This window comes from Mycobacterium sp. IS-3022 (genome assembly GCF_001500065.1).
Taxonomy (GTDB): Bacteria; Actinomycetota; Actinomycetes; order Mycobacteriales; family Mycobacteriaceae; genus Mycobacterium.
In genome coordinates this window covers 163976-177723 of sequence record NZ_LQIN01000048.1, presented here as the reverse complement: position 1 = coordinate 177723, position 13748 = coordinate 163976, and the positions used below count along the sequence as shown (strand labels likewise).

General features: G+C 65.7%; 11 protein-coding genes. 7 read left to right on the top strand and 4 right to left on the bottom strand.

What is annotated here, in order from left to right; all coding sequences use genetic code 11:
- Nucleotides 1–19 precede the first annotated feature (19 nt).
- The 4 genes from yidC to rpmH are packed head-to-tail and all read right to left on the bottom strand — an operon-like array spanning nt 20 to nt 2028.
- Nucleotides 20–1072: a membrane protein insertase YidC gene (yidC, locus tag AU188_RS21160; protein ID WP_502687630.1), complete on the bottom strand. Its 1053-nt coding sequence runs from the start codon at nt 1070–1072 to the stop codon at nt 20–22.
- Nucleotides 1073–1115: 43 nt separating this feature from the next.
- Nucleotides 1116–1484, bottom strand: coding sequence for a membrane protein insertion efficiency factor YidD (yidD, locus tag AU188_RS25100; RefSeq protein ID WP_082686731.1), 369 nt, complete (start codon nt 1482–1484; stop codon nt 1116–1118).
- 8 nt (nt 1485–1492) lie between these two features.
- A complete protein-coding gene (gene rnpA, locus AU188_RS21155) occupies nt 1493–1852 on the bottom strand; it encodes a ribonuclease P protein component (RefSeq protein ID WP_059165438.1) in 360 nt (119 codons plus the stop codon).
- 32 nt (nt 1853–1884) lie between these two features.
- Complete coding sequence (rpmH, locus tag AU188_RS21150) at nt 1885–2028, bottom strand: 50S ribosomal protein L34 (protein ID WP_059165437.1); 144 nt, start codon at nt 2026–2028, stop codon at nt 1885–1887.
- Nucleotides 2029–2583: 555 nt separating this feature from the next.
- On the opposite strand from rpmH, the gene dnaA reads away from it, so the two are divergent.
- The 7 genes from dnaA (at nt 2584) to gyrA (ending at nt 13742) form a co-directional block, all read left to right on the top strand.
- Complete coding sequence (dnaA, locus tag AU188_RS21145) at nt 2584–4071, top strand: chromosomal replication initiator protein DnaA (protein ID WP_059165436.1); 1488 nt, start codon at nt 2584–2586, stop codon at nt 4069–4071.
- A 559-nt stretch (nt 4072–4630) separates the two neighbouring features.
- A complete protein-coding gene (dnaN, locus tag AU188_RS21140; RefSeq protein ID WP_059165435.1) occupies nt 4631–5830 on the top strand; it encodes a DNA polymerase III subunit beta in 1200 nt (399 codons plus the stop codon).
- Nucleotides 5831–5857: 27 nt separating this feature from the next.
- The gene (gene gnd / locus AU188_RS21135) at nt 5858–6751 is read left to right on the top strand and encodes a phosphogluconate dehydrogenase (NAD(+)-dependent, decarboxylating) (RefSeq protein WP_059165434.1); all 894 of its coding nucleotides are present in this window, start codon (nt 5858–5860) and stop codon (nt 6749–6751) included.
- 11 nt (nt 6752–6762) lie between these two features.
- Nucleotides 6763–7920: a DNA replication/repair protein RecF gene (gene recF / locus AU188_RS21130; protein ID WP_059165433.1), complete on the top strand. Its 1158-nt coding sequence runs from the start codon at nt 6763–6765 to the stop codon at nt 7918–7920.
- Entirely contained in the window at nt 7917–8471 is a 555-nt protein-coding gene (locus AU188_RS21125; RefSeq protein WP_059165432.1) for a DUF721 family protein, read from the top strand. The genes recF and AU188_RS21125 overlap by 4 nt, the downstream gene beginning before the upstream one ends.
- A 234-nt stretch (nt 8472–8705) precedes the next feature.
- Nucleotides 8706–10733 (top strand): DNA topoisomerase (ATP-hydrolyzing) subunit B, encoded by a 2028-nt coding sequence (gyrB, locus tag AU188_RS21120; protein ID WP_059165431.1) that lies wholly within the window; start codon nt 8706–8708, stop codon nt 10731–10733.
- Between the two features lie 78 nt (nt 10734–10811).
- Entirely contained in the window at nt 10812–13742 is a 2931-nt protein-coding gene (gene gyrA / locus AU188_RS21115) for an intein-containing DNA gyrase subunit A (RefSeq protein ID WP_502687629.1), read from the top strand.
- Nucleotides 13743–13748 lie beyond the last annotated feature (6 nt).

Here is a 13748-nt window from a genome sequence, read left to right as displayed (position 1 = left end):
TCCCCACCGGTGTGCCCGGTCAACGTTTACGTTTCTTCGGCCGTGCGCCGGGGCGTGGACTCGCGCCCGGACGCGGCGTGCGGTTGCCTGCCCCCGAGGCCGTCTTGCCCGTCCCGGCTCCCGTCGGCTTCTTCTCGGCGGCCCCGTTCTCGGAGACGGTGTCGGCGATTTCGGTCTCACCGCTGGACGCCGGCTCCGGCGTCTGACCCTTGCGTGTGCGCTTCGGCTTGGCACCCGGCGGCGGTGCGTTCTTGGCCTGCCGCTCCTGCGCCTCGAGTTTCTTGGCCTCTTCTTCCTTTTCGATCTTGCCGAACACGTAGTGCTGCTGGCCGAACGTCCAGATGTTGTTGGCGAGCCAGTACATGATGATGGCCAGCGGCAGGAACGGCCCGCCGACGACAACGCCGAGCGGGAACACGTACAGCGCCAGCTTGTTCATCATCGCGGTCTGCGGATTCGCCGCCGCCTCCGGACTCTGCCGCGCCACCGACGCGCGGCTGTTGAAGTACGTCGCGATGCCGGCCAGGATCATGATCGGCACGCCCACCGCGATGACCGCTCCCCGACTGAACTCGGTGAACGCGTCAAGGCCAGAGGTCTGAATCATGGTGGCGCCCAACGGTGCACCGAAAAGGTGCGCGTCGAGGAAGTGCGCGACGTCCGTGGGGCTGAAGACGTAGTTGCCGGTGGCGCGGTTCTGCTCGACGGACAGCTGGATCTGACCGAACCCGCCTTGCGTCCGGTTGAACGACCGCAACACGTGGAACAGCCCGAGGAACACCGGCACCTGGGCCAGCATCGGCAAGCAGCCGAGGATCGGGTTGAACCCGTGTTCCTTCTGCAGCTTCTGCATTTCCAGCGCCATCCGCTGGCGGTCCTTGCCGTACTTCTTCTGCAGCGCCTTGATCTGCGGCTGCAACTCCTGCATCTGGCGCGTGGTGCGGATCTGCTTGACGAACGGTTTGTACAGGATCGCCCGCAGCGTGAAGACGAGGAACATCACCGACAGCGCCCAGGCGAAGAAGTTCGACGGCCCCAGCAGGAAGGCGAACAGCTTGTACCAGACCCACATGATCGCCGACACCGGGTAATAGATGATGTCGAGGCTGAACCAGTTAAACACGCGTCTCGCTTCCTGCTCGCAATGCTGGTGTACCGCCGCTGACGTCGCCGACGATGACCCGATCCTCTGAGGACTCGGCCGCGGACGCGCACGATGCGTGCGCGTCGCCTTCGCGTTCAGGTGACGGGCGTTCCGGAATCGGGTCCCATCCTCCCCTATGCCACGGCCCACATTTCAGCAGCCGTACGGTGGCAAGCCAGCCACCGCGCAGGAGCCCGAACTCGCTCAGCGCGTCTACCGCGTACTGACTGCACGTGGGCGTGAACCGGCACGTCGGCAGCCGCAGCGGTGAAACCGTGTGCCGGTACAGCTGAATCACGTAGATCACGACCCGCGCTGCCCTCGCACCGAGAGACCTCATAGACGCCCTCACCCGGCCGCCTCGTTCTTGGGCCTCCTCCGGCGCAGGGCCGTGCGCAGCTCCTGCTCGAGGCGCGCCGATATGGCATGCCTGCTGCTGGGCAGCGCGCGGATCACCACCCGATCGGCCGGATCGAGCTCGTCGAGCACCGTGCGCGCAACATGCCGCAACCGCCTGGCCACCCGATGCCGTTGCACCGCGGTCCCGACGGCCTTCGACACGACGAGCCCGATCCGCGGGCCCGGCTCGGCGGCCACTTCCGACCGCAACGCATGCACGACGAGGTCGGGCTGCACCGCGCGCACCCCTCGGTTGACCGTGATCCCGAACTCCGTCGACCGCGTCATCCGGTACCGCGCCGGAAGCACCGCGTCAGACTCCGCTTGAAGTCACGTGGGAATCACGCAGTCAGCTTGCGCCGACCCTTGCCGCGGCGGTTCGCCACGATCGCGCGGCCCGCGCGGGTGCGCATCCGCAGCCGGAAGCCATGCACGCGCGCCCGGCGCCGGTTGTTCGGCTGGAAGGTCCGCTTGCCCTTGGCCACGGCTGTATCTCCTTGTTGCGTCTGGCATCCGCAGCCCCCACCGATCGGCGTACGAATCGGTGTGGACGCAGTTGCCGTTGGTAAGCTCGTCCGTCTTGCTAGCCGGCGCGGTCCCCGGTCGGAACCGGATCGCAGCCGTATCGCCTCGTACGGGCGACTGTTCGAGGGTACTGACGAGTTTTCGCTGGGTCAAACCTCGCCCGATGGCCCGGACGACAGCCACAATTGCACCACCCGTCACGATGCCGCCGGAAGCCGAAATATCCACCCGCGCAATGTTGCAGAACGGTTGGCACCCGCCGAGAAAACTGTTAGCTTCTGCCAAGGCCGATTCGATAACGAAACGGCGACGAACAACGAAGCGAGGACGCCCGACTAGTCGTGAGCCCACAGGATGCCTCACTTCCGTGATGTGCCCCGGCCCGCGGCGTTCCCGCCGGTAGACAACAGAACGACGACGACTGTCCTGTCTCCACAGCCTGTGGATAACTTTGTGGACAGATCGTCCTCGTTCCATTGGTCGTCTCTGGGTCGACCGCAAGGGGGTAGTCGTCGTTGACAGCTGACCCCGACCCGCCTTTCGTCGCCGTTTGGAACACCGTGGTTGCCGAACTCAACGGTGGCCCCGGCGCCGGAACCATCGGCGATCACGGCCCGACCCTCACCCCACAGCAAAGAGCATGGCTGAAACTCGTCAAACCGCTCGTCATCACCGAGGGATTTGCCCTGCTGTCCGTGCCGACCCCGTTCGTCCAGAACGAGATCGAACGCCATCTGCGCGAGCCGATCATCACCGCATTGAGCCGTCAGCTCGGCCAGCGCGTCGAACTGGGTGTGCGCATCGCCGATCCCGGTCCCGACGACGCCACCGAGGGGCCGCTCAACGGGCTGTCCGCCGTCGCCGAACCCGATGAGGTCGATGAGGACTTCGAAGCCCGCATCAGCGCCGAGGAAAGCTGGCCGACGTACTTCACCAGCCGGCCGCCGAACACGCTGACCGACGGCCCCAGCGCGGTCAACCTCAACCGGCGCTACACGTTCGACACCTTCGTCATCGGCGCGTCGAACCGGTTTGCCCACGCCGCCACCCTGGCCATCGCCGAGGCGCCGGCCCGCGCCTACAACCCGCTGTTCATCTGGGGCGAGTCCGGCCTGGGCAAGACGCACCTGTTGCACGCGGCAGGCAACTACGCGCAGCGGTTGTTTCCCGGCATGCGGGTGAAGTACGTCTCGACCGAGGAATTCACCAACGACTTCATCAACTCGTTGCGCGACGACCGCAAGGCGTCCTTCAAACGCAGTTACCGCGACATCGATGTGCTGCTGGTCGACGACATCCAGTTCATCGAGGGCAAAGAAGGCATCCAGGAGGAGTTCTTCCACACCTTCAATACCCTGCACAACGCCAACAAGCAGATCGTCATCTCCTCGGACCGGCCGCCCAAGCAGCTGGCCACCCTCGAGGACCGGCTCCGCACCCGCTTCGAGTGGGGACTGATCACGGACGTCCAGCCGCCGGAGTTGGAGACGCGAATCGCGATCCTGCGCAAGAAGGCGCAGATGGACCGGCTCGACGTGCCCGACGATGTCCTCGAACTCATCGCCAGCAGCATCGAACGCAACATCCGTGAACTCGAGGGCGCGCTCATCCGGGTCACGGCGTTCGCGTCACTGAACAAGACCACGATCGACAAGTCGTTGGCCGAGATCGTGCTGCGTGATCTGATCTCCGATCCCAGCACCATGCAGATCAGCACTGCGACGATCATGGCGGCCACCGCCGAATATTTCGAGACGACGGTCGAGGAACTGCGCGGCCCCGGCAAGACCCGCGCCCTCGCGCAGTCCCGACAGATCGCCATGTACCTCTGCCGCGAGCTGACCGATCTGTCCCTTCCGAAGATCGGCCAGGCGTTCGGGCGCGACCACACCACCGTCATGTACGCCGAGAAGAAGATTCGCGGTGAAATGGCCGAGCGCCGCGAGGTCTTCGATCACGTGAAGGAACTCACGACGCGAATTCGCCAGCGCTCCAAGCGCTGAATCGCCCGCTCCTCCCCCGCGGTTGCTCGTGCCGCGCGCGCCCAGATGTCGGCGTCTCCTGCGACGACCACGAAAATTCTCCAAAAATCTTCTGTCCCGGCCACACCATCCGTCACACGCGGAGGTTGTGCACATCGATGTGGAGAACCTGGGCTCAACCGGCGAACTACTCGCTGATTCGTGCACACCCGCCGGCCTCTCCACACTCAATCCCACCCTGGCCTGCACTCATCCACAGCTGCCCCACACGGTCGCACGCCTGTCAGCAGGGCCGACATCGATTCATCCCCAGCTTCCACAGGCCCTAATACTGTTGCTTGTAAATCTCCAAAAGATCCTCTTCGAAGAAGGCGGCTGGGGAAGCACCGAGCCGGCCGGCCGTGAGCCCACCGGTAACCGTCGATGTCAGCCCGATCGATTAGCTTTCAAGTTGGGGCGGAAAGCTCTACGGTGATTCATCGACAGCCGTTACGGTCGTCGGGCGCATCGGTCAGACGCGTGGTGAGACACCGGGAAACCGCTGCTTGATGCTTGTCGTGGTATTGATCGAAGGGACTCAATGGACGTGGCGACGACAACGGTTGGTGTCACCGATCTGAAGTTCCGCCTGGTACGAGAGGACTTCGCCGACGCTGTCGCGTGGGTGGCCCGCAATCTGCCGACTCGACCAACTGTTCCGGTGCTCGCCGGCGTGTTGCTGACCGGTTCCGAGGATGGGTTGACGATTTCGGGATTCGACTACGAGGTTTCCGCCGAGGTGCAGGTGCCGGCCGAGATCGCTTCACCCGGCAGCGTTTTGGTGTCCGGCCGGCTGCTGTCGGACATCACCCGCGCTTTGCCGGCGAAGCCGATCGATGTCAGCGTCGAAGGCACCCGGGTGTCGTTGACCTGTGGTAGTTCCCGCTTCTCGCTTCCGACCATGGCCGTCGAGGACTATCCGACCCTGCCCACGTTGCCGGACGAGACCGGGGTCATCTCCGCCGACTTGTTCGCCGAAGCGATCGGCCAGGTTGCCATCGCCGCCGGCCGCGATGACACGCTGCCCATGCTGACCGGTATCCGGCTCGAAATCGCCGGGGAGAAGGTCGTTTTGGCGGCCACCGACCGGTTCCGGTTGGCGGTGCGCGAGCTGACGTGGTCAACGGCGGGCGCCGACATCGAAGCCGCGGTTCTGGTGCCGGCCAAGACGTTGTCGGAGGCCGCCAAGGCCGGTGCCGACGGCGGCGATGTGCATCTTTCGCTGGGGGCCGGTGCGGCCGTCGGCAAGGAGGGATTGCTCGGAATCAGCAGCGGCGGCAAACGCAGCACCACGCGACTGCTCGATGCCGAGTTCCCGAAATTCCGGCAACTGCTGCCGACCGAGCACACCGCGATGGCGACGATCGGAGTCGCCGAACTCACCGAGGCGATCAAGCGTGTCGCGTTGGTCGCGGACCGCGGCGCGCAGGTGCGGATGGAATTCTCCGACGACGCACTGCGGCTTTCGGCCGGCGCCGACGACGTGGGGCGCGCGGAAGAAGACCTTCCTGTCAGCTTCGTCGGAGACCCGTTGACCATCGCGTTCAATCCGACGTACCTGACCGACGGGATCGGTTCGCTTCACTCCGAGCGGGTGACATTCGGCTTCACCACACCCAGCCGTCCCGCCGTGTTGCGTCCGGCCAGTGACGACGATGCGAGTGTCGCTGCAGCGGGGCCGTTTCCCGCGCAGCAGACGGACTACGTGTACCTGCTGATGCCGGTGCGGCTTCCCGGCTGACCGGCCGACGCCACGGAAGGGGCGCATATGCAACTCGGGCTGGTCGGTCTGGGCAAGATGGGCTTCAACATGCGCGAACGCTTGCGCGAAGGCGGGCATGAAGTCGTCGGCTATGACCCCAGACCGGAAGTGACCGACGTCCCGACGCTCGCGGCGTTGGCCGATGCGCTGGATGCGCCGCGGGTGGTGTGGGTGATGGTGCCGTCCGGCCCGATCACCCACGAGACCATCGCATCCCTGGCCGACGAACTCGGCGAGGGCGATCTCGTCATCGACGGCGGCAACTCCCGCTACACCGAAGACGGACCACACGCGAAACTGTTGAACGACAAGGGAATTGCGTTCATCGACGCGGGCGTGTCCGGCGGTGTCTGGGGATTGAAGGAAGGCTACGGCCTGATGGTCGGCGGTAGCGACGCCGACGTCGAACGCGCGATGCCGATCTTCGACGCGTTGCGGCCGCCGGGACCTCGTGAAGACGGGTTCGTGCACGCCGGACCGGTCGGTGCGGGGCACTACGCGAAGATGGTGCACAACGGCATCGAGTACGGCCTGATGATGGCCTACGCCGAAGGTTATGAGCTGCTGGCGGCCGAGGAGCTCATCACCGACACCCAGGCCGTCATTCAGGCGTGGACCAACGGCACCGTGGTGCGGTCATGGCTGCAGCAGCTGCTCGCCAAGGCGTTGAAGGAAGACCCGAAGTTCACCGACATCAGCGGCTACACCGAGGATTCCGGGGAAGGGCGATGGACCGTGGAGGAGGCCATCAGCCACCGGGTGCCGATGCCGGTGATCGCGGCGTCGCTGTTCGCGCGGTTCGCCTCGCGCCAGGAGGATTCGCCGGCGATGAAGGCGGTCTCGGCGCTGCGCAACCAGTTCGGCGGGCACGCGGTCAAACGGGTCAGCGAGTCCGGCTAGGTCGCGACGCCGTGTACGTCCGCCGTCTTGCGCTGACCGACTTCCGGTCGTGGCCGCGCGTCGAATTGGACCTCGAGCCGGGTCGCACCGTGTTCGTCGGACCGAACGGCTACGGTAAGACGAATCTCGTTGAGGCGCTGTGGTATTCGTCGACGCTGAGTTCACACCGGGTGGCCGCGGACGCGCCGCTGATCCGGACCGGCGCCGAACGGGCGGTGGTGTCGACGATCGTCGTCAACGAGCAACGCGAACTCGCGGTGGACCTCGAGATCACCGCGGGGCGCGCGAACAAGGCCCGGCTCAACCGCTCCCCCGTTCGTTCCGCCCGCGAGATCCTCGGTGTGCTGCGGGCGGTGCTGTTCGCCCCAGAGGACCTCGCGCTGGTGCGTGGCGACCCCGGCGAACGACGCCGCTATCTCGACGAACTCGCGACCACCCGCAGACCGCAGGTGGCCGCGATCCGCGCGGATTACGACAAGGTCTTGCGTCAGCGCGCAGCGCTGTTGAAAACGGCCTCCGGCGCGCGATTCCGCGGGGACCGCAGCGTCTTCGACACCCTCGACGTCTGGGACGGCCACCTCGCCGAGAAGGGTGCGCGGCTGATCGCGGCGCGGGTGGACCTCATCAATCAACTGGCCCCGGAGGTCGAGAAGGCCTACCAACTGTTGGCGCCCGGGTCGCGGCCGGCGGCGATCCGCTACCGCAGCGGCGTGGAAGCGGTGGAAGAGTCCGCCGGGACGGGCGACGCGGAGTTGTTCGAGGCCGCGTTGCTCGACGCGTTGGCCCGCCGTCGGGATGCCGAAGTCGAACGCGGGGTCTGCCTGGTCGGTCCGCATCGCGACGACCTCGAATTGCGGCTCGGCGATCAGATCGCGAAAGGTTATGCCAGCCACGGGGAATCGTGGTCGATGGCGTTGTCGCTGCGGTTGGCCGCCTACGAGTTGCTGCGGGCGGAAGGGGGCGATCCGGTGCTGCTACTCGACGATGTGTTTGCGGAGTTGGACACCGCTCGGCGGCGGGCGCTGGCCACCGTGGCGGGGTCGGCCGAGCAGGTGCTGGTGACCGCCGCGGTACCCGACGACATCCCCGGCGACTGGGATGCGCGCAGGATCGGGGTGGCGATGCGAGACGACGACGATGCGGGGCGAATCTCGGTGGTGCAGCCATGACGGCGGACGAGAACGAGGCGGGCCCACCCGAGCACCTGGCGAACCTGCGGGGAATGGACCTGGTGCGACGCACGCTCGAGGAGGCCCGCGGCGCGGCGCGCAGCCAGGGCAAGGATGTCGGCCGCGGCCGCGGGTCGGCCCCGCGCCGGATCGCGGGCGGCAGCCGACGGCGGTGGTCGGGGCCGGGGCCGGATTCGCGGGATCCGCAACCGTTCGGACCCGCGGCCAGTGACCTCGCCCGCAGCCGCGGGTGGTCGGGCCGGGTCGCCGAGGGTGCCGTGTTCGGTCGCTGGGCCGGAGTCGTCGGCGAGGGCATCGCGGCGCACGCGACGCCGACGTCGTTGAACGACGGCGTGCTGACCATCTCGGCGGAGTCGACGGCATGGGCGACCCAATTGCGGATGGTGCAAGCCCAGGTGCTGGCCAAGATCGCTGATGCAGTGGGCGACGGCGTCGTCAGATCGCTGAAAATCGTCGGCCCGGTCGGCCCGTCGTGGCGCAAGGGCCGGTACCACATCCCCGGCCGGGGTCCGCGCGACACGTATGGCTAGCCATCCTTCGCGCCTGTTGGCTGAGAGCCGCGAGGACGACGCGATCCTACTTCTCAAGCGTCTTCAGGCACCTTCAATCGAGAAATTCCACAGGCGGCTCAAATAGGTGTGTAGAAACGCCCCCTCAGAATCGGTCCTGTCGCCATCGGACGGTAGACTGGGAAGCGATCCGCAGGCGGCCGTCGACCGCCTAGCCAGCTTTCCCCGGCAAGAGACCAAGGAGACCCGTCCAACGTGGCTGCCCAGAAGAAGAGTGCCCCGAAAGAATACGGTGCCGATTCGATCAAGGTGCTCGAAGGCCTGGAAGCGGTCCGCAAACGCCCGGGCATGTACATCGGCTCCACCGGTGAGCGCGGCCTGCACCACCTGATCTGGGAGGTGGTCGACAACGCCGTCGACGAGGCGATGGCCGGTTTCGCGACAAAAGTCGACGTGCGACTCCTGGAGAACGGCGGTGTCCAGGTCACCGACGACGGCCGCGGTATCCCCGTGGGCATGCACTCCACGGGCATCCCGACCGTCGATGTCGTGATGACGGTTCTGCATGCCGGTGGCAAGTTCGAGGAAGGCGCTTACCAGGTCTCCGGCGGTCTGCACGGCGTCGGTGTGTCCGTAGTGAACGCGCTGTCCACCCGGCTCGAGGCCGACATCATGACGGACGGCTATCAGTGGTTCCAGACCTACGACCGGTCGGTGCCGGGAACGCTCAAGCAGGGTGAGAAGACCAAGAAGACCGGCACCACCATCCGTTTCTGGCCCGACCCCGACGTCTTCGAGACGACGAACTACGACTTCGAGACGATCGCGCGGCGCCTGCAGGAAATGGCCTTCCTGAACAAGGGCCTCACCATCGAACTGACCGACGAACGCGTCACCGCGGAGGAAGTCGTCGACGAGGTCGTCAGCGACACCGCCGAAGCGCCGAAGAGCGCCGACGAGAAGGCCGCCGAAGCCAGCGCCCCGCACAAGGTCAAGCACCGGACGTTCCACTATCCCGGCGGTCTGGTGGATTTCGTCAAGCACATCAACCGGACCAAAACACCTATCCAGCAGAGCGTCATCGACTTCGAGGGCAAGGGCTCCGGCCACGAGGTCGAGATCGCGATGCAGTGGAACGCCGGTTACTCCGAGTCCGTGCACACGTTCGCCAACACGATCAACACCCACGAGGGCGGTACCCACGAAGAGGGCTTCCGCGCCGCGTTGACGTCGGTGGTCAACAAGTACGCCAAGGACAAGAAGCTGCTGAAAGACAAGGACCCCAACCTCACCGGCGACGACATCCGTGAGGGTCTGGCCGCGGTGATCTCGGTGAAGGTGTCCGAGCCGCAGTTCGAGGGCCAGACGAAGACCAAGCTCGGCAACACCGAGGTGAAGTCGTTCGTGCAGAAGATCTGCAACGAGGAACTCACGCACTGGTTCGACGCCAACCCCGCCGAAGCCAAAACCATTGTGAACAAAGCGGTGTCGTCGGCGCAGGCCCGAATCGCGGCCCGCAAGGCGCGCGAATTGGTGCGCCGCAAGAGCGCCACCGACATCGGCGGGCTGCCCGGCAAGCTGGCCGACTGCCGATCCACCGATCCGCGCAAGTCGGAACTGTATGTGGTGGAGGGCGATTCGGCCGGCGGCTCGGCCAAGAGCGGCCGCGACTCGATGTTTCAGGCGATCCTTCCGCTGCGCGGCAAGATCATCAACGTCGAGAAGGCCCGCATCGACCGCGTGTTGAAGAACACCGAGGTGCAGGCGATCATCACCGCGCTGGGTACCGGTATCCACGACGAGTTCGACATCTCCAAGCTGCGCTATCACAAGATCGTGCTGATGGCCGACGCCGACGTCGACGGGCAGCACATCTCGACGCTGCTGCTGACGCTGTTGTTCCGGTTCATGAAGCCGCTGGTCGAAAACGGGCACATCTTCTTGGCGCAGCCACCGCTGTACAAGCTGAAGTGGCAGCGCAGTGACCCCGAGTTCGCCTACTCCGACCGCGAGCGCGACGGCTTGCTCGAGGCGGGCCGCAAGGCGGGCAAGAAGATCAACACCGACGACGGCATCCAGCGCTACAAGGGTCTCGGCGAGATGGACGCCAAGGAGCTGTGGGAGACGACGATGGACCCGTCGGTGCGGGTGCTGCGTCAGGTCACCCTCGACGATGCCGCGGCCGCCGACGAACTGTTCTCGATCCTGATGGGCGAGGACGTCGAAGCCCGCCGCAGTTTCATCACGCGCAACGCCAAAGACGTGCGCTTCCTTGATGTTTAACTCTGACTAGGACAGATAGTGACTGATACCTTGCCGCCCGAAGGCGACCGGATCGAACCGGTCGACATCCAGCAGGAGATGCAGCGCAGCTACATCGACTACGCGATGAGCGTGATCGTCGGGCGCGCGCTGCCCGAGGTGCGCGACGGCCTCAAACCCGTGCACCGCCGCGTGCTCTACGCGATGTTCGACTCGGGCTTCCGGCCGGACCGCAGCCACGCGAAATCCGCACGCTCGGTGGCCGAGACGATGGGTAACTACCACCCGCACGGCGACGCGTCGATCTACGACACCCTGGTCCGGATGGCCCAGCCGTGGTCGCTGCGCTATCCCCTGGTGGACGGCCAGGGCAACTTCGGCTCGCCGGGCAACGACCCGCCGGCCGCGATGCGGTACTGCGTCACCGGCGACACGGTGGTCAGCCTGCCCGAAGGCAGAAGCATCCGCATCGACGCGGTCGTGCCCGACGCAAAGCCGAATTCGGACAACGTCATCGAGATGAAGGTCCTCGGCCGCCACGGCGAGCCCGTCGTCGCCGACCGGCTGTTCCACTCGGGCGATCACCAGACGTACACGGTGACCAGCGCCGACGGCCGTGCCGTGACGGGTACGGGTAACCACCCGCTGCTGTGCCTGGACGAGGTGGGTGGCGTACCGACGCTCGAGTGGAAGCTGATCGAGGACATCCGGCCGGGCGATCGCATCGCGATGCTCACCGATTGTGGATCCGGCGACGCAGATCAACGGAATCCCGTCGTAGAGTTCACAATCGAGGACTACACCTACGCCCGCGTCGAGTCCGTCACGGACGCCGGCGTGCAACCGGTGTACAGCCTTCGTGTCGACACAGACGACCACGCCTTCATCACCAATGGGTTCGTCAGCCACAACACCGAAGCGCGGCTCACTCCGCTCGCCATGGAGATGTTGCGTGAAATCGACGAGGAGACAGTCGATTTCATTCCGAACTACGACGGCCGGGTGCAGGAGCCGACCGTACTGCCGAGCCGGTTCCCCAACCTGCTGGCCAACGGTTCGGGTGGCATCGCCGTCGGCATGGCCACCAACATCCCACCGCACAATCTGCGTGAACTCGCCGAGGCGGTGTACTGGTGCCTGGACAACCACGACGCCGATGAGGAGGCGACGCTCGCCGCGGTCACCGAACGCGTCAAGGGGCCGGACTTTCCCACCCACGGTTTGATCGTTGGGTCGCAAGGGATCTCCGACACCTACACCACCGGGCGCGGATCCATCCGAATGCGCGGCGTGGTGGAGATCGAAGAGGACAACCGCGGCCGCACCGGCATCGTCATCACCGAGTTGCCCTATCAGGTCAACCACGACAACTTCATCACCTCGATCGCCGAGCAGGTCCGCGACGGCAAGCTGAATGGCATCGCCAACATCGAGGACCAGTCCAGCGACCGTGTCGGACTGCGAATCGTGGTGGAGCTCAAGCGCGATGCGGTCGCAAAGGTGGTGCTGAACAACCTCTACAAGCACACCCAGCTGCAGACCAGCTTCGGGGCCAACATGCTGGCGATCGTCGACGGCGTCCCGCGCACGCTGCGCCTCGATCAGTTGATCCGGCACTACGTCAACCACCAACTCGACGTCATCGTGCGGCGCACCCGCTACCGGTTGCGCAAGGCCAATGAGCGGGCCCACATCCTGCGCGGTCTGGTCAAGGCGCTCGATGCGCTCGACGAGGTGATCGCGTTGATCCGGGCGTCGGAGACCGTCGACGTGGCGCGGCAGGGCTTGATCGCGTTGCTCGACATCGACGACATCCAGGCCCAGGCGATCCTCGACATGCAGCTGCGCCGGCTGGCCGCGCTGGAACGTCAGCGCATCGTCGACGACCTGGCGAAGATCGAGGCCGAGATCGCCGACCTCGAGGACATCCTGGCCAAGCCCGAGCGGCAGCGGGCGATCGTGCGCGACGAGCTCAAGGAGATCGCCGACAAGTACGGCGACGACCGTCGCACCCGCATCATCGCCGCCGACGGCGAGGTTGCCGACGAGGACCTGATCGCCCGCGAGGACGTCGTCGTCACGATCACCGAGACCGGCTACGCCAAACGCACCAAAACCGACCTGTACCGCAGCCAGAAGCGCGGCGGCAAGGGTGTGCAGGGCGCCGGGCTCAAGCAGGACGACATTGTCAACCACTTCTTCGTCTGCTCGACCCACGACTGGATCCTGTTCTTCACCACCCAGGGCCGGGTCTACCGGGCGAAGGCGTACGACCTGCCGGAGGCGTCGCGCACCGCACGCGGCCAGCACGTCGCGAACCTGCTGGCCTTCCAGCCGGAGGAGCGGATCGCCCAGGTCATCCAGATCAAGAGCTACGAGGACGCGCCGTACCTGGTGCTGGCCACCCGCAACGGGCTGGTGAAGAAGTCGAAGCTGACCGACTTCGACTCCAACCGCTCGGGCGGCATCGTCGCGGTGAACCTGCGCGACGGCGATGAACTGGTCGGCGCGGTGCTGTGCTCGGCCGAGGATGACCTTCTTCTGGTGTCGGCCAAGGGCCAGTCGATCCGATTCTCAGCTACTGACGAGGCGCTGCGGCCGATGGGCCGTGCCACTTCCGGTGTGCAGGGCATGCGGTTCAATGCCGACGACGAGCTGCTGTCGCTGAACGTCGTGCGGGAGAACACGTATCTGCTGGTCGCGACATCCGGCGGCTACGCCAAGCGCACGGCCATCGAGGAGTACAGCCCCCAGGGCCGCGGCGGCAAAGGCATCCTGACAATCCAGTACGACAAACGCCGTGGCAGTCTGGTGGGTGCGTTGATCGTCGATGACGACACAGAGTTGTACGCCATCACGTCAGGTGGAGGTGTCATCCGGACCGCGGCTCGCCAGGTTCGCAAGGCCGGGCGGCAAACCAAGGGCGTTCGGTTGATGAACCTGGGTGAGGGCACCACACTGATAGCCATCGCGCGCAACGCGGAGGAAGGCGACAGCACCGACGAGGTAAACACCGACCCCGGTGCGTGAGCAGTG